This window comes from Burkholderia sp. SRS-25 (assembly GCF_004343765.1).
Classification (GTDB): Bacteria; Pseudomonadota; Gammaproteobacteria; order Burkholderiales; family Burkholderiaceae; genus Burkholderia; species Burkholderia contaminans.
In genome coordinates this window covers 58,608-79,475 of sequence record NZ_PTXM01000002.1, presented here as the reverse complement: position 1 = coordinate 79,475, position 20,868 = coordinate 58,608, and the positions used below count along the sequence as shown (strand labels likewise).

Below are 20,868 nucleotides of genomic sequence, written 5' to 3'. Positions count from 1 at the left end.
CAATCGCTGTGCCAGGTTGTCGTGCTTCATAAAATAAATCTGTAAATCAATGGCTTATGTTTGGATTCGACGTGTGCCAGAGCGCATCGAGTCGACCAAGCCAGCCAGCGGCTCCTTGCAGACGGGTCAAAGTTGACTCGTTAGGTGTCAAGCTATTGAAATCAAAGAGAAACGCGCGGGTCATTCTTGACCTGGCCGGGTCAGGAATGACCCAGCCGTTGGAAAGAGTCCGGTCCTTCAACGAACTCCCTCCGCGATCCGCCAGCCAGCTCGACGCCGCATAGGACTTCCTGCTCACACTACGCGCCACCGGGCAACCACTGGCACGGCCATCATTGGAGCAACGTGCCTGGCAGCGCGAAGCCATGGAATAAGCGCTGGGTGAACGGGTTGTTGCTCTTGTCCGCAGTGATTCGGTAACGCATGCCACCATCGCTGGCCGTAAAGCTGAGGTCGACGGTGGTAGCCGTTGCGCCATTGAGCCGTGCCTGACTCAGCAGGCGGAATAGCGACCATGAGCCCTTGTAGACCAGGCTGCTACTGTTGCCATCGCCATTGACCAGCGTCATGCGGCTTTCCGGGCTGCCGCCGAGCGTGTTGGGCCAGATGACGCCGACAGTCTCGCTGGGCCCGTGGTTATAGGTGATAAGTTGTCCTTGAAGATTCAACACGCTGCTCCGTCGAGTGGGTGCCAGGCCAAGTGGCTCGAGTGTGAAATGCACGGCCATCGCACCGCGGCTGTTGAAGAAGGCGTCACGGATCCGGTCGGCTGCTTCCAACTGCTTTGGCACATCGGTGCGCATCAGGTAGCCCCCTCGACGCTCCGAATAGAGCGCTTCCAGGTTGTCATCCAGGAACAGCTTCAGATACTTGTCCTTGAAGTCCTGCAACTTGCCTTGCGGCCCGAAGAAGGCGGTGAAATCCTCGACGGAGGCATCGGTGCGACTATTTGGGTTGAACGGATAGTAGTTGGCCAGGCGCTGGCTATAGAAGCTGAAGACCTCGGTGTTCCAGCGCTTTTCGAGCTCGCGCAGCGCCTCGATCAGCAGCACGTCGGAGGATTCGTCAGCCAGCTTCTTCACTTGGCGATTGAGGGGCTCCGGCAGGCCGGTAGCCACACGATGAAGATTGCCGATCGGATCGGTGCCGCGCAGCGCAAAGCGGTCCAGCATCACCGTCAGCGCCGCTTTCCCCCGGTCCGGGCTGTCCTGTACCTTCACCAACATATCCTGGACGCTGCCGATAGCCTGCATCGTTTCATCCAGATAGGAAGGCTTCTCGCCCTTGGCTTCGAGCAACGCCGTCAGCGGTGTGAATGCCTGAGCAATCTTGGCGATATCCTGGGCGTTGCTGTCAGGACCGCTCTTCGCCGCGGTGGCGGTGCCTTCGGTCCGCGCCGCGTCAGACGTCGCCTTGGACGTCAGGTCGGTGTTGTCGCGGACGGTTTCCAGAAGCCTGCGCAGGGGGGCCGCCGGGCTGTTCACTGCGCCGAGCACGTTGGCTGCGGTGCCGATATCGTCGAAATTGGCTACCTCGAGTTGGTTGAGTCCGCGGCGCCAATTCTCGATGTAGTCGCGGCTGTACAGTGCACGGACGCGCGCGACAAGCGCCTGCTTGTCTGCTTCCGAATAGTCGACATTGCGGCGTTCGCCCAGCACCCATTGGTCGATGACGGCCAGCGCGGCGACATCCTGATTGCGTGGCTCGAAGTAGTTCCGATAGCCCTTGGCGGTCAGCAGCGCGTCGATGCGCGTGCCCTGGTTTTCGCCACCCTCGGCTGCCGCGGGTGTGGATTGGTAGACGATGTCATAAGCCGGACCGATCTCGTTGCGCAGATCCAGCGGTGTCCGCAGGACGTCGCCTGCCTGGCTGCGCATCGCCATGTAGATGCGCTGCGGCAAGGGAATCTGCCGCAATTGCTGCTGCATATCGGAAACCCGGGCGGCATACTGCGGGAGCGACACGTCGGCATACTTCAGCGCGTAATCGAGATGGCTCGACAAGGCGCTTTGCACCGGCGCCTCGCCGGGAAATGCCGCCTGCCACGCCTTTCTCATCCAGTCTTCCACGAAGGGGGCGCGGCGGTTGGCGCGGTCCTCGATCATGCGATACACCCGAAGGGCACTGAGCTGTGCATCCGAACCACCCGCCGCGGCGTTCAACTGCGTCATGACCCCGCCCGCCAATTGCGGCAGGAAGCGTGTCGAAAGCAAGCGCAGATAGGCTTCGTCCACCTTCGGGCCGATTTTGCGACCCTGGTACAAACCCATGCCGGATACCAGCGGCCACGCTTCCCGGTAGTCGCCGTAGACGGCCACCGCATCGCGAAGCTGGTCCAGCGGCAGCAGCAGATTTCGTCCGGTCGGGTCCTGACCGCCGTCGATCGCATTGCTGGCGAACGTTCGGCTCTTCTCCAGCACACTCGCCACCTTCGCGCGGTTCACGTTGTAGTAGTGAGTCCAGCCGCCGATCACGACCGCGCTGCCCAGCGCCGCGACGCCGAAGCCCACGGCCAGGTTCCGTTTCTTGTCGGCCAGTACCTTCAGGTTGTCGCCGGCCAGGCCGGCTTCCGGGTAGATGACCCGCTGGAATACCTGCTGGGCAAAGTACACCATGGAGCGTCCCGCCGGCTGTGCCATGGGTACCAGTGTTCGCACACCGTAGGTCTGCGAGGCATTGTCGACGAAGGCGTTGTGCAGCAACCCCTGCTGGTGAACTGAAGAAAAATACACGCCTCGCGGCAGGGCGGGGGTGCCGTAGCGATTGCTGCCCAGCACGTCGTCGAGGAAATTGAACAGCACGGTGCGCATGCCGGCTATCTGTCCGACAAAGGAGAACAGCGCTTCGCGTATCGGCAGCGACTTCGCATCGTTCAACACATCGAAGACCTGATTGTTCAGACCATCGATGAAGTCGGTGTAGCGCTGGCTGAGCTCTGTTTGCCAGGCGTCATACTGCCGTGCTGAATCCAGCGTGAAGGTGAATCCGAAGATATCCTCCCGCTCCGCCTTCGGCAGTCTGGCGAAGAATTGCTCGAAACCCTCCAGCAGGTCGAATTTACTGAGGATGACATACAGTGGAGGGCGCGTTCCGAGGTGTCGGCTCAGTTCTGCCAGACGCGTGCGCAACAGGACGGCCAGCGCCTTGCGCTCGCTGGCGTTCTGGCTCAACAGCGAAGGCAGATCGACGATCAGCACCACACCGTTGAGCGGTCGCCGCGAGCGGTTCTTGCCCAGCCAGTCGATCAGATGCTGCCAGAGCCGGGCCCGAGTCTCGGGCGGCTCCCCATGCTGCTCGGAAGCCGGCGCTTCTTCGGTATCGGTCGTCGATGCTGTCGCGGGAGCACCGTCCGAGTGTTCCACTGCGGGAAACTGGCTGATCAACTCTCCAGGAGGGTCGATCAATACCGCCTGGTCGCCCATCCACCAATCGGTCCGGTAGATCAGGTCGGGGTCGACGAACGTGCCATGACCGCCAGCCTTGATTTCGCCTGTGAGCGAGAAGTTCTGGCCGCTGCGGTTGATGAAGCTGGTCTTGCCGGCGTCCTCCTGCCCGAGTACGAGATACCACGGCAACTGGTACAGGCCCTGACGGCCTCGCAGGTGGGAGCGCAACACTGTCAGGTTGGCGTCGAGGGACTTCTCCTGGGCGCGGATATGGACAAGCACGGGGTCTACCTTCACTGCACGGGCTTGCTGACGCTCGGCCTCCAGCCGGCGGTTCCTGGCCCGCAGCACCAGGGCCCAGGCCACCACCGGAACCATCAGCAGGGCAAGGGTCAGCCCGACCCGGGCGCCCAGGCTCGCCAGGGGATGCCTGTCGCGCCAGGCCCACTGCGGCCCCAGCCACCAGATGGCGATCAACAGGAATAGCAGCCCCAGTACCAGCAGCAGTGGCATGCCGCCCTTGACCCCGCGCAGCAGGGGGGCGGCATACCGTTTGAGCAACGACCAGTATTTCATTTTTTCTCTCCTTGCGACTGGCTTCGTCCATGTTCGTTTTCCTGATGCGCGGGAACATGTTTGGTGAGGTGTTGGAACAGTTCAGGTTCCCATTGATCCACCGTGACGCCCTTCATCAACCGGCCGGCATTGGCATAGAGTTCTTCAGCCAGCCAATCCAGGCCCCGCGACTTCAGCAGATCCGCCGCAATCACGGTTGCATGGCAGCGATGACGCGGGCCGCTAGACGAGGCCTGGTGCGCCTGCAGTCGGCGCAGCACCGGCTCAACGCCCTCGGTGTCCAACCGGCTGGCCAGTTCCTCGCGTAAATCCACGAACTCTTGCGGCGCACCGGCATCGGCAGGCCGTGCTTCAGCACTGCCGATCCAACCCAAGGTGTCGCCGTCGACGAAGGGCCGGCCATCGGCGAAGCGCAGGTCGCTCAAGCCGGGAATGCGCAGCAGGAAGCGTTCGGCTGCGTGACGGATGGCTTCCGCCACGGCCGGCATTTCCAGACGGGTTGCCATGGCCGCCGCGAAGAAGCTGCCGCGCAGCCAATAGGGCGAGCTGGTCACGCTCTTTTCCACGCGCCGCAACAACACCGGGCTGACCGAATTGGTCGAGATCGCCTCGCGATAGCCCTCTTCGGTATCGACCGGCACGCACATCAGTTCCGTGAACTGGTCGCGCTTCGCGGGCGGTGCCGCACGCAGGTGCGCCCATAGCGCGAAGCGCCGCAATTGATAGCCGGTGGGGTCGTAGATGTCCTGCTCGTTGATGAACTCCGCCATTGCCAACAGCGTTCGGCGCCCCTCGCGTTCATCGCTGGACTTCGGCATTTCGCTCGGCTGGAAGAATGCGTCGCTCAGCGCGTGCCCATCTTGCTGACCGTCACTCGGCTTGAGAACCACTGGCTCGGGGAACAAGGTGCTCTCGACATGCCGGTGCATCTGCGCTTCCAGCCGGGACAGCATCGATACATCTAACTGTGCCGCGGCTGCTTCGGCCTGCAATCGGTCGAAGGCCTGCTGTGCCTGATCCTGCAGCCCGGGGGTGTAGGTCTTCTGATCCAGCGTTTCCAGTGCCTGGCTCAGTCGCTCCACCAGCAACGTGACCAGCTTGCGTTTGACCAGCAGGCCACGCGGCCCGGGTTTCGGCTGGCCGCTTTCCCAGTAGCGCTCGACCATGCCGGCCAGCACCAACGCTGCGTCGGCCCAGTGGGGCCAAGTGCGGGGGCGAAGACGGGCCGTGACCAGATGCCCGGCCACGCGGAAGTGCTTGCACCGGGTGCTCAGGTATTGACGCGAGGCTTCATCGACATAAGACCAGTCGATACTGGCTTCCTGCAGACTGCCGAGCTTGATCATTTCATGCTCGATGCCCTGATACGTTTCGTCTTCCTCATCGAATGCACCGGCCGGCTGTTTGGCATCCAGCGGGCCGAGCAATGCGTCCAGATCCAGGGGAGGCAGGTTGATCACCAGTGACAGGCCTCGCGCTGTTGCTTCATCAAGTTATGCAGGTTGGTTGCGTCGAACAGCAGCCCGGAGAACGGTGCATAGTCGCTCTCGACCTGCAAGCGGCCGCCGGCCTTGACCAGGTATCGCAGTTGTTCGATGGCGACCAGGCCCCGCCCAGCGTCCACGACCGTGCCGTCTTCCAGCACCTGCCACGGCACCGAGGCCGAGATGGGTTGCCCGTCCAGCAGCAGTCGGATGTTCATCCGGTTGGGCGCAATTGGCTGGCTCCCCAGCAACTGCAGACGCGAGATGTTCGACAGGCAACTGATCGTCAGGACCGGCGGTGAGGCTGCGCCGCCCAACGCAGGAGCGGACATCACCACGCTCCACCGTCCCGGTACAGCCTCCTCCGTGCGCGACAGCCGGAATCCTGTCTCGCCCGCATCACGTTTCGCTTCGTTGAGGCGAACCAGTTCGACGATCGTCGGCGGTTTCGCCGGCTTCTGGCTGTCGGCCGCTGCCGGTGCCTCGTTGTGTTGCGTGGCCGGAGTCGCGGCGACTGGTGCTGGCGGCGTTCCCGCAAGCGCATCGAAGCAGGCCAGCCGCTCTATCGAGGACACAATGGAGGTACAGGTTTTCATGGCTGCTGCGGACTGACAGGCGGCGGCCCCCTGTTTGCCGGCGTCACATCCGGCCACGAGCGCTGCACAAACCAGTGCGATGCTCAGTGATCTCATGGTGCAGAGTCCTCCTGAAAAATGTTCCAGCGCTGGCATCTGCGCGCCAGCGTTCGTTTGGGGATGCCCAAGCTCTGTGCGGCAAGCGCGCGCGAACCGTTTGCCTGACGCAGGCGTTCGCTTATCAGGTGGCATTCGAAAGCTGCCAGCGCGCTGGGCAGGTCGTTGGTCTCCCAGAGATCGTGCAGCGGCATCGTCGACGTGGCGGGGCGTGGAGCAGGGGGACGCAGTTCGCGCAATGCCTGTGGCGCGATGGCCTTGCCGCGCTCGGTGCGCTCGGCCGCTACCAGGACGAGGTTGCGCAGTTCTCGGACATTGCCAGGCAGCGGGTGCATCTGCAGCATGCGCAACGCTTCGGCGCTGATGCCCGGGATATGTGTCTGTCGCTCGCGGTTGTATTGCAGCAGCACGTGCTCGGCCAGAACAGGAATATCCTCCGGACGCTCGCGCAGCGCAGGCACGTGCAGGCATTGCTGGCGGATGCGAAAGTACAGGTCCTCCCGAAAGCTCCCCTCGGCGATGCGCTGAAGCAATGGCTGGTGGGTGGCGCATATCAGGCGGAAATCGGAATGGCGCTCCTGCGTCGCGCCCACCGGACGGTACTTTTTTTCGTTCAGCACGCGCAGCAGCCGGCCCTGCAATTCCAGCGGCATGTCGCCGATCTCATCGAGGAACAGTGTGCCGCCGTCGGCCTCTGCCACGAGCCCCGCGCGCGCCTGGCTGGCACCGGTGAAGGCACCTCGCTCGTTGCCGAACAGCTCCGCCTCGATCAGATCCTTGGGGATGGCGGCGCAGTTCACCGGCACGAACTTGCCTTGGCGGCTCCCTGCCTGGTGAATGAGCCAGGCCGCATGATCTTTGCCCGCGCCTGTTTCGCCGGTGATCAGAATGGCCAGGTTCGAGTCCGTCATGCTCAGCATGTCGCTGCGCAGTTCGCGGACCGCGGGACTCACGCCGACGAATTCCGCCGCCAATAGCCTGGCTGCCCGCTCGCGTGTGCGGGTGTGCACCTGCGCACGCACTGCGTCGGCTGAACGGGCCCGCGCCGCATCGCCCAGGTTCTGCTGAAGTCCGGAGAACAGGCGCTCATGGATCTGCAGCAGCGCCTGCCACAGCGCAGACTGGCGCAATGCGTGCAGCGCCGAGGGGGCACCCAGCAGCGCCAGGACCGCGAAGGCATGCTGATTGGTGTCGCGCAGCGGCAGGATCCAGGCGCCGTCCCCTGGCATGAAGCGCTCGCGCAGTCGCTCGAACGAGCTGCCCACGCCGACCATACCGGTGATGTGCTCGACATCGCAGGGGTGGCCGCTTACCAAGCCATAGACCAGGGGGTTGTCCAACTCGTCCATACCCAGCTCTGGCAGAGCGGACGCGTTTCCCGGAACGCAGGTCAGTGGCCGCAAGCAGTCGCTCGTCTGATCCAGGCGATAGCACATCCCCAGGCGTAACAAGCCGCTATCCACAGCTGCCTGCAGGATCACTGCCGCCAGCCCCTCGGGGTGCGCCGCCCAGGTCATGTCGCGCGCGATGCGCGCGACCTCGATCGAATCGAGTTGCCGCGGCGGTGTCATTCCACGACGGCCTCGAAGGCGCTGCCGTTCCACGACAGCTCGGCACGCCGGAAGGCCGTGCCCTCGGCGAGGCGCTGCAGGACCGACAAGGACAGCGGTGGCAACAACTCGCCGTCGATGCTCGCATCCAGCATGCGTGCACCGTTCTGATGGCGGGTGCAGCGCTTGCGCAGCTCCTCGCTGGCGCTCCCGGACACCGACAGGGTGGCGTTATAGCGCTGGACGAACTGCGTCATCAGCCGTTGCAAGCGGCTCGCCACGATATCCTCGAGCACGCGATCGTCCAGATAGCGATAGGGCACGACCTGCATTCTCGCCAGCAATGCCGGCTTGAAGAATTGCGAGAGGCGCTCCCGAAGCGCGGCCTCGTCCTGGTCGGTCAGATCGTCTTCCGGTTGATCGAATCCGAGGTTCGAGGTCAGGAAGAACAGCACATTCTTGCAGTCGATCAATCGACCCTCGCCGTCAGCCAGCTCACCTTTGTCGAAGGCCTGATAGAAGATGTTCAGCACGTCCGGGTGAGCCTTCTCGACCTCATCGAGCAGGACCACGGAATAGGGCTGCTTGCGGATCGCTTCGGTCAGCACGCCGCCTTCGCCATAGCCGACGTATCCCGGCGGCGCACCGAGCAGGCGTGACACGGTGTGCTTCTCCTGAAACTCGGACATGTTGATCGTCGTCAGGAACTGCTTGCCGCCGAACAGCGAATCGGCCAGGGCCAGGGCGGTTTCCGTCTTGCCCACGCCGCTGGGGCCTACCAGCAAGAAGGCGCCGAGCGGCGTGCCGGGCCGCCGCAGGTCCGCCATCGCGGTCAGCAGATGCCGGTGAATGTGTTCGATGGCCGCGTCCTGCCCCTTGACCCGCTCCCGTAGCATCTCCGGCAGGCCGCCGAGGCGCGCCATCTGGTCGCTGCTGATGGTTGTCGCCGGAATACCGGTCCAGTCAGCGATGACCTGCGCGATCTGCTCACGGCCCACCTCCGCGTGCAGCAGCGCGCCCGGGCGTTGCAGTGCCGCCAGCTCCATCACCTTGGCCGATAGTTGTTCGGAGCGTTCGTCATCGTCCGGGGCGTCGTCAGCCGCCAGCGATGATCGTAGCGTCCGGATTTCATCGACCAGCGGTTTCTGGCATGACCACGCGGTTTGCAACGCATCCATCTTGCGCTGAACCTCGCGGCGCGTGTCGTCCAGTACTTCGAGCCGTTGCGCGTCAGCGTTCAGGCCGGCACGCTGATCCCGTTGCAGCAGCGCCGACTCCGCGTCGATCTGCAAAAGCTCATGCTCCAGTGCCCGCAATCGTCTGGGCGACTCGGCAAGTGCCGTCGCTACCCGCGCGCAAGCCGTATCAAGCACGTCGATGGCCTTGTCGGGCAACTGCCGGCCCGACAGGTAGCGCGCCGAAAGCCTGGCAGCGGCCTGCAAGGCCTCGTCGGAGATATAGACCCCGTGAGCGCGCTCGTAGGTGCTCCGTAGCCCCCGCAGGATGTGGACAGCTGTCTCGGGGCTCGGCTCGTCGAGCTTGACCAGTTGGAAGCGTCGGCTAAGTGCCGCATCCTTCTCGAAGAATTTCTTGTATTCCGACCAGGTGGTGGCCGCGATCGTGCGGAGTTCTCCCCGGGCCAGTGCCGGCTTGAGCAGATTGGCGCCGTCGCTGCCGCCAGCCGCATTGCCTGCGCCGATCAGCGTGTGTGCTTCGTCGATGAACAGGATGATCGGTGTGGCGGCGGTCTTCACTTCATCGATCACCGCTTTCAGCCGTTTCTCGAACTCGCCCTTGACCGATGCGCCGGCCTGTAGCGCGCCCAGGTCCAATCCCCATAGCGTTACGGAGCGCAGCGGCTCTGGCACGTGCCGCTGGACGATGCGCAGCGCCAAGCCTTCGATGACCGCGCTTTTGCCGACGCCGGCATCGCCCACGACGATGGGGTTGTTCTTGCGGCGGCGCGACAGGATGTCGATCATCAGATCGATTTCTCCATCGCGGCACAGCACCGGGTCCAGGCGCCCCTCACGTGCCTGGGCGGTGAAATCATGGCCGTACCTGGCCAGCGCTGAATCGGTCGCCGCGACGGCGGGTGACTGGACACGCTCCGACACCTGGGGCGTCTCCGCCGAGTTCGCCACCAACGACAGAAATTCCTTGCGCCAGGCTTCCCGGTTGACGCGGTCGAACAGACGCACGGCGGACAGTGGTAGATAGCGGCCGGGGTTGAGCAGTGCGGCCAGGAAGAGGCTGCCGCCGCGGATTGCGTCCTGGTTCCATTCCAGCGAACCCAACAGCCATGCCTCCTGCACCAGTTCGACCAGCAACGGGGAGAACGCGGGGTATTGCCCGCCGGTGGATTCCTGGTTCGGGAAGTTGGCTGATAGCGCCTGACGCACGGCGTCCAGATCCAGCCCGGCCTGACGCAATAGCAACCGGACATCCCCCAACGGCAGGTCCACCAGCTTGAGCAGCACATGCGGCACTGTGACTTCAGCGCCTTGCTGGCTGATGCAGAGGCTCGCGGCCTCTTCCAAGGCTTGTTGAGAGGGGGGATTCAAGCGGTCGAAGACTGCCGAGAGTTCAATTCGGATCATGAAGCACGGTCCATCAAGGATGGTTGGAAACGGGGCGTGCAACTTCGGAACCGAAGTTGCACGCAGATATATCAGGAGTGCGGGGAATGGTTAGCCCATTAAGGAAACACAATATCGACAATTAGTAAACGGGATATTTCTTGTTTTGTGAGTGGGAAATTATTGCTAAATGTCATGTTTTTTCTGCTTTCAATATCAGGTGGTGTTTTGTGACGGCTTCTATTGAAATTTCAGACTCGTCTGATTGACGGTGTGGTGGAGTGGGCTCAATTATTCAGGCGGGCCGCGTATGTCTAGGTATGTCTGGTAAGCGCTTCTGAGAGCCATGTTTTCTGAGGGGCATGGAATATTTGGGGTGATTTCCCAAGCAGATTTCGAGCCAGGTTGGTCATGCTGCGGTTTACGGCTGAGAGCGAATTTCCAGCATCCTCAAGAAATAAGGATAAGGAGTATTTATGGCGAAGAGCACGGCATCGGTAGCCCCGAAGGAACGAATCAATATCAAATATGTTCCGGCAACAGGTAATCAGCAGGCGGAGATCGAACTGCCTTTGAATATGCTGGTGATTGGCGATTTCAAGGGGCACGAAGAAGAGACGGCTCTCGAAGACAGGCCGGTGGTGCGCGTCGACAAGGACAACTTCAACGATGTGCTCAGCGAGGCGGGCGTGGAGTTGAAAACGGCCGTTCCCTTGCGCCTCGGAAATGCCAACGCTGACGACACGCTGACCGTCGATCTTCAGTTCAAGCACATCAAGGATTTCAGTCCTGATGCCGTCGCTCGGCAGGTACCCGAGTTGCGCAAGCTGCTGGAACTGCGCGAGGCGCTGGTAGCCCTGAAGGGGCCCATGGGTAACGTGCCCGCGTTCCGCAAGCAGTTGCAAGCCCTGCTCGGGGATGAGGCGGCGCGCAGCAAGCTCGCGCAAGAGCTGAGCCAGGCGCTCAAGGGCTCGTCCGACTGACGCACCTTCTGCTGCACATCACACCTTCCTATATCTCCGCGGCTTCAAGGAAAAGAACATGAAAACCGAAAGCGCTGTTGTCCAGGCTGAAGCGGCCCAATCCCAGGGGCTGCTCGAACAGATCATGGCGCAGACGCGCATCGAGCCCAGTCATGAGGGCTACGCTATCGCCGAACGCGGTGTTGCTGCGTTTATTGCCGAAATGCTCAAGACGGATGATCACGAGCAGCCCATCAGCAAGCTGCTGGTGGACAGCATGATTGCCCGGCTCGACGAGCAAATCACCGCCCAGATGGACGAGATCCTCCACGATCCGTCGTTCCAGAATCTGGAATCCCACTGGCGCCAACTCAAGCTTCTGGCCGACAACACCGATACGCGTGAGAACATCAGGATCGGCTTCATGCATGTCGGCAAGGCCGAGCTGCTGGAAGACTTCGAGGGGGCCGGCGATATCACCCGTAGCGGCCTCTACAAGCATGCCTACACGGCGGGTTATGGCCAGTTTGGCGGCGAGCCGGTGGGCTGCATTGTCAGCAGCTACACCTTTGGCCCTTCGGCGCCGGACATCAAGCTGCTTGGCTACGTGGCCGCGGTCGGCGCCATGGCCCACGCGCCGTTCCTGGGCGCTGCCGGTCCCGAGTTCCTGAATGTGGAAAGCTTCCAGGAGCTGCCCAACCTGAAGGAAATCAGCGACATCTTCGAAGGTCCTCGTTTCGCCAAATGGCGTAGCCTGCGCGAATCCGAGGATGCGCGCTACCTGGGCCTGACCATGCCGCGCTTCCTGCTGCGCCAGCCGTACGACCCGTTGGACAACCCGACGCGTACCTTTGTCTACCGCGAAGGCGTCCACGGTAACCACGCCAACTACCTGTGGGGCAACACCTCGTTCCTGCTCGCCAACCGCATCACCGACAGCTTTGCCAAATACCGCTGGTGTCCGAACATCATCGGCCCGCAGTCCGGCGGGTCGGTGGATGATCTGCCGGTCCATCTGTATGAATCCCTCGGCCAGTTGCAGGCCAAGATTCCCACCGAAGTCCTGGTGTCGGACCGCCGCGAGTTCGAACTCGCCGAAGCGGGCTTTATCCCTCTGACCATGCGCAAGGACAGCGACAACGCTGCTTTCTTCTCCGCCAACTCGGTGCAAAAGCCGAAGGTTTTCCCGAAGACCGAGGAGGGCCAGGCCGCGCAGACGAACTACAAGCTCGGCACGCAACTGCCGTACATGTTTATCGTCAACCGGCTGGCGCATTACCTGAAAGTGCTGCAGCGCGAGCAGATCGGTAGCTGGAAAGAGCGGCAAGACCTTGAGCGCGAGCTGAATAACTGGCTCAAGCAATACATCGCCGACCAGGAGAGCCCATCGGCAGACGTGCGCAGCCGCCGCCCGCTGCGGGCGGCCCGCGTGGTCGTGGCGGATGTGGCAGGTGATCCGGGCTGGTATGAGGTGTCGCTCGCGGTGCGTCCGCACTTCAAGTACATGGGTGCCAACTTCGAACTGTCCCTTGTCGGCAAGCTCGACAAGGAATAACGAGAGTCACGTCATGCCGAGAACGCTCGGACAGGGAAGTTTGTTCGAGCGGCTCGATCCCGAGCTTGCGCCGCGACGTCTGCGGACGAGCCAGGATCTGGCCGCCGAACGCATCCAGGCCATCAAGCGGCATCTCGAGTGGGTGCTCAATGCTCGGCAGGGCTGTTCTTCCAGCAGTCCTGAATTAGGCCTGCCGGATTTCAATGACGTCGCGGTCGGCAGTGCCGATCTGCGGCACCGTTTGGGCGAGCACATTCATGCCGTGGTCAGCGAGTTCGAGCCGCGGGTCACGGTGACCCGCGTTCAGCCGCTCACGGATGCCATGCGCCCGATGGATTTGCATTTCCGGCTGCACTGCCTGGTGCCGGTTCGCAACGCACACGAAAGCATCGAGCTCGACTTGGTGCTTCAGCATCACAACAGGATCGCGCGGTTCACCTGACCCGCCGCGCGATCCGCAATGGAAAGTCGTTGCCATGACATTACGCCGCAAGTTCCGAGAAGAGCTCGACTACTTACGTCGCTTCGGCCGCGAGTTTTCCCGTGACAATCCGCAACTCTCCCGCTTCCTTGGAGGGGAGGGCGCCGATCCCGATGTCGAGCGCTTGCTCGAAGGATTCGGTTTCCTAACCGCCAAGCTACGGCTCAAGATTGAAGATGATTTGCCGGAGCTGACGCACTCGATGCTGCAGCTGCTGTGGCCGAACTACCTTCGGCCGCTGCCGAGCTCGACCATCGTCTGCTTCGAGCCGGTCGAAACGGCCATCACGCAGCGGCAAACCGTGCCGAAGGGAACCGTCGTGTTGTCCCGCCCGGTGGATGGCGTCCAGTGCCGCTTTCGCACTTGTGCGGACGTTCACCTGCTGCCGCTCAAGATGACCCAGGTGAGCGATGCCCATTCGCGAGAAAAGTCGATCGTGACGGTCGAGTTGTCGTTCCTGACCGACAACCCGCCCAGTCTCATGGACTGTGACCAGCTGGATTTCCAGCTCAGTGGCGACGACACCACGGCGCAGACCATCTATCTCTGGTTGTCTCAGTACCTCGACAAGGTCAGGGTAGACATTGACGGCAAGGCGTTCTCACTGCCCAACCGACAGGTGGAGTTTCCTGGTTTCGCCCCGGATGAAGCCCTGCTGCCATATCCGAAAAATGCCTTCGACGGCTACCGGATATTGCAGGAGTACTTCATTTTTCCCCAGCGCTTTCATTGCTTCCGGTTGAGCGGCCTGGCGCCGTTCTGGCCGTCGACCAGCCAGGAGGCGGTCCGGATCGAGTTCCACTTCAGCCGGCCGATGCCACCGGGCATTCGCCTGCGCGATGGCGACCTTGCCCTGTACTGCGCCCCCGCGGTCAACCTGTTCGCCCGTGACGCCGAGCCGATCAGGATAGACGGCAAGCTCGCACAACAGCCGGTTTATCCCGCGGGGCAGCCGCCGCTGGCCTACGAGATTTTCAGCATCGACGAGGTACGGGGGCTGCGTCGCCACGCTGACGGGCGACGTGGAGACGGGCTGCGTACCTTCCGCCCATTCGAGTCGATGGCGCACGAAGTCGAGCATGCCGAAGGTCGTACCGCGATCTACTACCGAACCCACATTGGCAACGCGCTTGACGGCAGCGGTCTCGACCACGCCGTTTCCTTCGTGCGTGCCGACGAAAGCGAGTATGTGGACCAGACCGAAACGGTTTCGCTGTCGCTCACCTGCACCAATCGCGACCTTCCGCTTGCACTGGACGTGGGCGATATCTGTGAGGGGTCGGAAAGGGCGCCATCCTACAGTCGCTGCCGCAACATCACGCGTCCGACGCCATCCTATCGGCCGGTGCTGGACGGCGATCTTCAGTGGAGCCTGATCTCCAACCTGTCGCTGAACTACCTGTCGCTGCTCTCGGCCGAACCGCTCAAGGCGGTCCTGCGCGCCTACGACTTCGCGGCGCTGCATGACATCCAGCATGCGCGGGCCAGCAGCAAGCGACTGGCCGGCATCGGCGAGGCCGAGACCAAACCGATGGACTGGCTCATGAAGGGGCTGCCCATCCGTGGCTTGAAGACAGTGCTGCACCTGGATCAAGACGCCTTCCTTTGCGAAGGGGACCTCTATCTGTTCGGCAGCGTGCTGAGCCACTTCCTGGCGCTCTACGCCAGCATCAACTCCTTCCACGTGCTGGAAGTCATCAACACCAGCAACAACGAGCGCTACCAATGGCCATTGCAGATCGGCAAGCAACCCCTGATCTAGCCGTCGCCGATGCAGTGCTCGCCAGCGCGAAGGCCTACGACTTCTTCCGCTTGCTGGAGCAGTTGCATGCGCTGCACGGCGACGACCTGGAAGCGAGCGATCCGCTCGGGGATGCCCATTGGCGCATCCGCCTGAGCAGTTCGGCCGGACTGGCATTTCCGGCGTCGGACATCAGCTTCGCCGCGCGTATGCCCGACGGCTCTGCCAGCGACTACCAGATACGGGCCAACTTCTTCGGGCTGCACGGCCCCGACTCGCCGCTGCCGGGCTATTACCTGGACCGTCTTGCCTATGAGTATGGGCAGGGCATCGGGATTCGTCCGGCCTTCCTCGACTTCTTTCACCACCGTCTGCTCACACTGCTGCACCGGGCATGGCGCAAGTACCGCTATCACATCCGCTTCCGCAGCGAAGCCAGCGACGGCTTCTCCCGCTATGTATTTGCCCTCGTCGGGCTGGGCGACGGCGACTTGCGCGGCGCGACACCGCTGCCCTGGAGCCGTCTGCTCAGTTTCGCCGGCTCCATCATCAACCGCAGCCGCTCCGTGTCGATGGTCGCGGGCATCGTGGCCGATTGCTTCGCCCTGAAATCCGTTCAGGTGCGCGAGTTCGAGATTCGTTACGTCGACATCCCGCCGGGGCAGCGCCTGTCGCTGGGCAAGCGCAATGGCGAGGTCGGCGACAGCTTCGTGATCGGCAAGCGGGTGCGCGCCTGCCACAACAAATTCACCATCGTCATCTCCGATCTCGACCAGGAGCGCTTCCGCCACTTTCTGCCCAGCGGAGAGGACTTCGCACGCCTGCGCAAGCTCATGGAATTCCTGCTGCGCGATCCGATGGCCTTCGACCTGGAGCTGCGACTTCGCCCGGCGGAAGTCGAGTCCTTCAATCTGAGCCGGGGGCGCGGTTCGCATCTCGGCTGGACCACTTTCGTCAATGGCGATGACGCCACTCGAACCCCCGTGCGTATCAAGGTGCGACTATGAACACGCCCATTCCTCCAACAAGCCGGATGTCGGCAGACACGCAGCGCCTCGAACTACTCGTTGCCAATACCCATGCCCTGCGCGCCGGCAGCACTGCACGGCATAGCTTCGGCCATGCTGGCGGCACCATTGGCAGCCACGGTGCCGACTGGCGGCTCGATGACGGGCAAGGCCAGGTACAGGCGATTCACTGCGAGATCGCCTGGATCGACAACAGCTACTGCGTGCGCGACCAGAGCGGCGCCACCCGCGTCAACGATGCCGAGACACCGTTGCGGCGTGGCACGGCCGCGCGTCTGCGCGACGGCGACATGCTGCATATCGGCGCCTATCAGGTCACCGTCCATTTGCAGACGTCCGAGCCGCATCTGCACAACAGCCAGCCGCTGCAGCAGCGTTCGGTGGGTGAGCTGCTCAACGAGCCGAGCGCCGGCCTGCACCCGGTGGCCGAGGCCGACCGGCTGCTGGACGCGGGGGCGCGCAAGCCCGATTTCAGCGCCTTCGATGACCTCGCGAGAGAGCGCCGGCCCGCAGACGAGCGCGATCCGCTGGCCGCCCTGGATGCGGAGCAACAGCGGCGCGAGCCGGTACTCGGCATCGCCCCGCTGGACCCGACGAACTACGGACTCAGTCCCAGCCAGACCCAGGCCAACCACGCCCGTACCCGATTCGAAGCCGTGTCCGGCTCACCCAAGACCATATCTGGAGAATCCACGATGCCGCAGTCCTACTCGCGAGCCGTCTCGACCGGCGACACCAATGCCCTGATCCAACCGTTGGTGGAAGGGCTGGGAGCCCCGGTCGGCGTGGTCGATCCTCAGATGGGGCAGGCGCTGTTGCACGAGCTCGGCAGGACGTTGAGCGCTGTCATTCACGGTATCACGGCCTTGCAGCACGCCCAGGACGGCCAGCGGCGCAATCTGGCGCCGCTGGCCCGCACGCTCCAGCCCATCGAGGACAACCCCTTGCGCCTGGGGCTGGGTTACCCGGAGACCGTACGCGCGCTGTTCTCCAGCGAACGCAGCGTCGTGCATCTGTCGCCGTCCGCCGCCGTGGAGGAAAGCCTTGCCCAGGTTCAACGGCACCAGACCGCGCTGATCGAGGCCATTGAGGCCAGCCTCCAGGCTCTGCTGCGTGCCTTCTCGCCGGAGCAACTGCAGCAGCGCTTCCAGCGCTATCGGCCGGCCCAGGTCCAACCATCCGAGGGAGCGGACTGGAACTGGCAGATGTACACCCACTACTACAACGAGCTGGCATCCCCTCGCCAGCAAGGCTTCGAGAAACTGTTCTGGGAAGTCTTCGAACAGGCCTATGACCGAGCCCTGCGCCAGGAGCCGCGATGAAGCGGCTCGTCTGCGCGCTGATGCCACTGCTGATGCTCATGGGATGCAGCACCGTCGGCAATGTTTTCAAGAAGACGGGGCAGGTGCTGATGGACCCGTCCATCCAGGTGGGCGTGGATGATGACCAGCCGACCCAGATCGGCCTCAGCCTGTATGCCGACCACGACGTCAATCCCAATGGGCAGGATCAGGTGCCCGGGCTCGATGCTACCGATGAGCAGGACGCGGAAGACGGCCCCTATGCCGTGCGTTTCGTCAGCGCCAGCAAGCCCGAACTCATCGAAAACCTGCAACTGTTGATCGAGCAGCTGCGCACCGGCGCCGATGCTTCCGCGTTTGTCGCGAGGCCCGCGGCCGGTGTCGGTGCGCTGTCCGAGCGTCCGGGAGCCGGGCAGTCGAGCGAGCAGGTGATCGTGCCTCCGTTGCCGAACACGGGGATCGCCGGTCGGCAGGGTCTCGAACTGGGGCAGTACGACGCCAGTGGTCGCCGTTACAGCTTTGCGTCGTCGACCGCCCGGTCGAAGCTGACCAAGCCACCTGGAACCCCCATCGCCTTCAAGGTCGTGCAACTCAAGGACGACTCCGTGCTGCTCAATGCAGACCCGGATCAACTGCGCAAAGACCTGAAGAAGACCCTGGGCAGCACCTACCTGGCCGCCGACGACTACCTGTTGTTGCCTGGACAGTTCAAATTCGTGCCCTTCGGCGAGGTTCGCGCCGGCACGCGCTTCATCGCCGCTATTGCGGACTTCCACGACGCGAACGCGGTGGCCTGGAAGCAGGTCATGGCGATCGAGCCCAAGGGCCGCAAATATTCGTTGCTGGTCAAGTTGAGCGAAACGCGCGTGAGCCTGACGCGTGAGGGGCGGCCCGCGCTACCCGCGGCCCCCGCGCCGGCGGCCTGCCCTGTGCCTGCCGCGCCCACCAAGAAAACCGCCAAGCGGCCGACCGCGAAGTTGCCGGCAGCAACGGCCGTCCCGCCGCTGCCGGCTGGGCCGTTGCCTTCGGCTCCGAAACTGCCGGCCGCTTCCAACCTATCCCGAATCCAGGTAACGCCATGACCTCACGCAACGCCGTGCTCTGGGGAGAAGGACTGTTCGTCCAGCCCCAGCACTTTCAGCAGCAGGCTCGAGCCGCCGAGTACCACGCCAACCAGCGCGTGAACAGCGTCAGCGACCATCTTTACGGCTTCAGCGAACTGGAACTCAACCATGAGTACCTGGCCTTCGGCAAGGTGGCGATCGTGCGGGCGCGCGGCGTGATGCCCGACGGCACCGTCATCGATATTCCCGGCGAGCAGCCGGCGCCGGAACCCCTGGCCATTACCGATGCCAGCGTGGCCAATCAGACGGTCTACCTGACGCTGCCGCTCAAGCAAGACAGTGGCCTCGAAGTCCGCTGGCCCGATACCTATGCCAACGCGCGCTACGTGGCCCGCACGGAGGCCGTGCGCGACACGCACAGCCTCGAAGGCGACCACCAGCCGGTGGACCTCGTTGTCCCCAACCTTCAGTTCGCACTGGAACAGCAGGACCGCAGCGCCTTCACCGGCATCGCCATGTGCCGCATTCTCGACCGCCGCCCTGACGGCAGCCTGGTGCTGGACGACAACGGGTTCTATCCCACCAGTCTGTCCGTGAACGCCATCGCGCCGCTGCATCGCTTCGTCGGCGAAGTGGCCGGGCTGATGCGCGAGCGGGCCAAGAACATCGCCGAACGCATCGGCTCCGCGGGTCAGTCGGGCGTGGCCGACGTCACGGACTTCAACCTGCTGCAAGTCATCAACCGCCTGCAGCCCTGGTTCAGCTACCTGTCGCGCAAGCGGCATGTCCATCCCGAGGAGCTCTACGTGGCCTTTATCCAGGCCTGCGGTGAACTGGTCACCTTCACCGACGAGGGCCGTCTGCCGCAGGAGTACCCGGCCTATCAGCACGACGATCCGCGCGTGTCCTTCCGCATCCTCATGGATACCCTGCGGCGGACCCTGAGCACCGTGCTCCAGCCCCGCGCGGTGTCGCTGCCGATTGTCGAGCAGCGCTACGGCTCGCTGACTGCGGAGGTGCGCGATCGCACGCTGATCGAAGGTGCGGAATTCGTGCTCGCCGTGCGCGCCCGGATGTCCGCGGACGACCTGCGTCAGTTGTTCGTCCAGCAAGCCAAGGTTACCTCCGTGGAGCGGCTCGGCGAACTGGTCAGCCTGCAACTGCCCGGCATCCCGCTCAAGCAGTTGCACGTGGCGCCTCGCTATCTGCCGTATCACGCCGGTTTCATCTATTTCGAGCTCGATCGTACGCATCCGGCATGGCAGGTCATGACGCAACAGACATCCGGCTTCGGCTTCCACGTCGCCGGCGACTTCCCTGAACTGGAAATGCAGTTCTGGGCCATCCGGAGCCAATGACATGACCACGACCGTTCCCCTCGACGACCCGCGCACGCTGCGCTCACGCCCGGCTCCCGGCCACGCCGCCGCGGACGTGCTCAGCCAGACCGTCGGCTATCAGCGAATCGAACAGCTCAACGGCGACCCGGACCTGAGTTTCCAGTTGCGCGGCCATGGCTGGAATCCTCTGGTGGACGGCGCGCAGCCGTTGCTGGCTCTGGTGATTCGCCTGCGCCGGCTGGAGCGCTGCGACGACATCGGCAAGCTCTATCAAACCGTGCGCGACCAGATCGGCGCGCTCGACGAGGAAATCCGCCAGCACAGCTACGACAGCGCCACGCAACTGGCTTTTCGCTACGCCTTGTGCGCCTTCATCGACGAGGCCGTCATGGCTACCCCCTGGGGCGGCTCCGATTCGGTATGGGCCAAGCGGTCGTTGCTCAGCCACTTCCATAACGAAACCTGGGGCGGCGAGAAGTTCTTCACCGTGCTCACCCGCATGCTCGTGGAGCCCGCCAAGTACCGAGACGTACTGGAGTTCAAGTACCTCTGCCTGTGTCTGGGTTTTACCGGTAAGTACGGTGTGCGTAACAACCGCGATGAGTCGCTCAACCACATCATCGACCGATTGCACCACGTGTTGCGCGGGTTGCGTGGCGACGTCCCGGAAAAGCTCACCGATGGCGGCCGGAATATCGCCACACGCCGTTACCGGCTCGGCGGACAACTGCCGTGGTGGACGCCCTGGGCCTGCGCGTTGGTGCTGCTCACCGGCGCGTATGCCTACTTCAGCGTTCAGCTGGACAGCAGCACCGGGCAGGTACTGCGCGCGCTGGACGCCACCCTCAAGCGCTAGCTCCAAGCACCCCAAGGAGGATCGCCATGGTCAGGAAAACGAGCAGTTACGGCGGTATCAAGACGGATGACCTCGATATCGAAACGTACCTCGCGGCTGGCGTCATGGCGGCCCATGGGTTCTGGATGGAACGCTACGCCGAGCGCCAGCAATGGCTGCGCCATTGGCAGCGGGTGCAGGTCAGCCACTGCCTGACTGATTTTCCGCCGGGAGATCGAACGCGGCTCGCGGCGGTCCATGCCGGTGATTTTTCTACCGATTGAGGAGCACACC

The 20,868-nt window shown here is 63.2% G+C and carries 15 protein-coding genes; 10 read left to right on the top strand and 5 right to left on the bottom strand.

The features are described from left to right. Nucleotides 1–332 precede the first annotated feature (332 nt). The 5 genes from tssM to tssH are packed head-to-tail and all read right to left on the bottom strand — an operon-like array spanning nt 333 to nt 10,288. Nucleotides 333–3,962 carry a type VI secretion system membrane subunit TssM gene (tssM, locus tag C5O79_RS01350; protein ID WP_124474476.1) on the bottom strand — a complete coding sequence of 1,210 codons (3,630 nt, stop codon included), beginning with the start codon at nt 3,960–3,962 and terminating at the stop codon, nt 333–335. Then, entirely contained in the window at nt 3,959–5,422 is a 1,464-nt protein-coding gene (gene tssA / locus C5O79_RS01345; protein WP_205746215.1) for a type VI secretion system protein TssA, read from the bottom strand. Before tssA ends, tssM begins: the two co-directional genes overlap by 4 nt. Continuing rightward, nucleotides 5,419–6,138, bottom strand: a complete 720-nt coding sequence (gene vasI, locus C5O79_RS01340) for a type VI secretion system-associated protein VasI (RefSeq protein ID WP_205746214.1) — start codon at nt 6,136–6,138, stop codon at nt 5,419–5,421. The genes tssA and vasI overlap by 4 nt, the downstream gene beginning before the upstream one ends. Next, nucleotides 6,135–7,709, bottom strand: coding sequence for a sigma 54-interacting transcriptional regulator (locus C5O79_RS01335; protein ID WP_122478210.1), 1,575 nt, complete (start codon nt 7,707–7,709; stop codon nt 6,135–6,137). The genes vasI and C5O79_RS01335 overlap by 4 nt, the downstream gene beginning before the upstream one ends. Further along, nucleotides 7,706–10,288 (bottom strand): type VI secretion system ATPase TssH, encoded by a 2,583-nt coding sequence (gene tssH, locus C5O79_RS01330; RefSeq protein ID WP_131931060.1) that lies wholly within the window; start codon nt 10,286–10,288, stop codon nt 7,706–7,708. The genes C5O79_RS01335 and tssH overlap by 4 nt, the downstream gene beginning before the upstream one ends. A gap of 455 nt (nt 10,289–10,743) precedes the next feature. Between tssH and tssB the strand changes: the two genes are divergently transcribed. The 10 genes from tssB to C5O79_RS01280 are packed head-to-tail and all read left to right on the top strand — an operon-like array spanning nt 10,744 to nt 20,858. Further along, a complete protein-coding gene (tssB, locus tag C5O79_RS01325; RefSeq protein WP_131931059.1) occupies nt 10,744–11,250 on the top strand; it encodes a type VI secretion system contractile sheath small subunit in 507 nt (168 codons plus the stop codon). 58 nt (nt 11,251–11,308) lie between these two features. Continuing rightward, on the top strand, nt 11,309–12,784 hold the full coding sequence (gene tssC / locus C5O79_RS01320) for a type VI secretion system contractile sheath large subunit (RefSeq protein ID WP_122478204.1): 1,476 nt from the start codon (nt 11,309–11,311) through the stop codon (nt 12,782–12,784). Nucleotides 12,785–12,797: 13 nt separating this feature from the next. After that, the gene (tssE, locus tag C5O79_RS01315) at nt 12,798–13,226 is read left to right on the top strand and encodes a type VI secretion system baseplate subunit TssE (protein ID WP_122478202.1); all 429 of its coding nucleotides are present in this window, start codon (nt 12,798–12,800) and stop codon (nt 13,224–13,226) included. Nucleotides 13,227–13,260: 34 nt separating this feature from the next. Continuing rightward, nucleotides 13,261–15,027 carry a type VI secretion system baseplate subunit TssF gene (tssF, locus tag C5O79_RS01310; RefSeq protein WP_131931058.1) on the top strand — a complete coding sequence of 589 codons (1,767 nt, stop codon included), beginning with the start codon at nt 13,261–13,263 and terminating at the stop codon, nt 15,025–15,027. Beyond that, on the top strand, nt 14,991–16,013 hold the full coding sequence (gene tssG, locus C5O79_RS01305; protein WP_131931057.1) for a type VI secretion system baseplate subunit TssG: 1,023 nt from the start codon (nt 14,991–14,993) through the stop codon (nt 16,011–16,013). The genes tssF and tssG overlap by 37 nt, the downstream gene beginning before the upstream one ends. Then, complete coding sequence (gene tagH, locus C5O79_RS01300; RefSeq protein WP_205746213.1) at nt 16,010–17,356, top strand: type VI secretion system-associated FHA domain protein TagH; 1,347 nt, start codon at nt 16,010–16,012, stop codon at nt 17,354–17,356. The genes tssG and tagH overlap by 4 nt, the downstream gene beginning before the upstream one ends. Then, the gene (gene tssJ / locus C5O79_RS01295) at nt 17,353–18,417 is read left to right on the top strand and encodes a type VI secretion system lipoprotein TssJ (RefSeq protein WP_131931056.1); all 1,065 of its coding nucleotides are present in this window, start codon (nt 17,353–17,355) and stop codon (nt 18,415–18,417) included. The genes tagH and tssJ overlap by 4 nt, the downstream gene beginning before the upstream one ends. Beyond that, on the top strand, nt 18,414–19,757 hold the full coding sequence (gene tssK / locus C5O79_RS01290; protein ID WP_124474480.1) for a type VI secretion system baseplate subunit TssK: 1,344 nt from the start codon (nt 18,414–18,416) through the stop codon (nt 19,755–19,757). The genes tssJ and tssK overlap by 4 nt, the downstream gene beginning before the upstream one ends. A gap of 1 nt (nt 19,758) precedes the next feature. Beyond that, the gene (gene icmH, locus C5O79_RS01285) at nt 19,759–20,595 is read left to right on the top strand and encodes a type IVB secretion system protein IcmH/DotU (RefSeq protein WP_131931055.1); all 837 of its coding nucleotides are present in this window, start codon (nt 19,759–19,761) and stop codon (nt 20,593–20,595) included. A 26-nt stretch (nt 20,596–20,621) separates the two neighbouring features. Then, nucleotides 20,622–20,858 (top strand): hypothetical protein, encoded by a 237-nt coding sequence (locus C5O79_RS01280; RefSeq protein WP_122478185.1) that lies wholly within the window; start codon nt 20,622–20,624, stop codon nt 20,856–20,858. The last annotated feature ends 10 nt before the right edge of the window (nt 20,859–20,868 follow it).

Excerpts from the sequence above, each read along its gene's own strand:
- tssM (WP_124474476.1), bottom strand. The coding sequence starts at position 3,962 with ATGAAATACTGGTCGTTGCTCAAACGGTATGCCGCCCCCCTGCTGCGC.
- vasI (WP_205746214.1), bottom strand. The coding sequence starts at position 6,138 with ATGAGATCACTGAGCATCGCACTGGTTTGTGCAGCGCTCGTGGCCGGA.
- C5O79_RS01335 (WP_122478210.1), bottom strand. The coding sequence starts at position 7,709 with ATGACACCGCCGCGGCAACTCGATTCGATCGAGGTCGCGCGCATCGCG.
- tssH (WP_131931060.1), bottom strand. The coding sequence starts at position 10,288 with ATGATCCGAATTGAACTCTCGGCAGTCTTCGACCGCTTGAATCCCCCC.
- tssB (WP_131931059.1), top strand. The coding sequence starts at position 10,744 with ATGGCGAAGAGCACGGCATCGGTAGCCCCGAAGGAACGAATCAATATC.
- tssC (WP_122478204.1), top strand. The coding sequence starts at position 11,309 with ATGAAAACCGAAAGCGCTGTTGTCCAGGCTGAAGCGGCCCAATCCCAG.
- tssE (WP_122478202.1), top strand. The coding sequence starts at position 12,798 with ATGCCGAGAACGCTCGGACAGGGAAGTTTGTTCGAGCGGCTCGATCCC.
- tssF (WP_131931058.1), top strand. The coding sequence starts at position 13,261 with ATGACATTACGCCGCAAGTTCCGAGAAGAGCTCGACTACTTACGTCGC.
- tssG (WP_131931057.1), top strand. The coding sequence starts at position 14,991 with ATGGCCATTGCAGATCGGCAAGCAACCCCTGATCTAGCCGTCGCCGAT.
- tagH (WP_205746213.1), top strand. The coding sequence starts at position 16,010 with ATGAACACGCCCATTCCTCCAACAAGCCGGATGTCGGCAGACACGCAG.
- tssJ (WP_131931056.1), top strand. The coding sequence starts at position 17,353 with ATGAAGCGGCTCGTCTGCGCGCTGATGCCACTGCTGATGCTCATGGGA.
- tssK (WP_124474480.1), top strand. The coding sequence starts at position 18,414 with ATGACCTCACGCAACGCCGTGCTCTGGGGAGAAGGACTGTTCGTCCAG.
- icmH (WP_131931055.1), top strand. The coding sequence starts at position 19,759 with ATGACCACGACCGTTCCCCTCGACGACCCGCGCACGCTGCGCTCACGC.
- C5O79_RS01280 (WP_122478185.1), top strand. The coding sequence starts at position 20,622 with ATGGTCAGGAAAACGAGCAGTTACGGCGGTATCAAGACGGATGACCTC.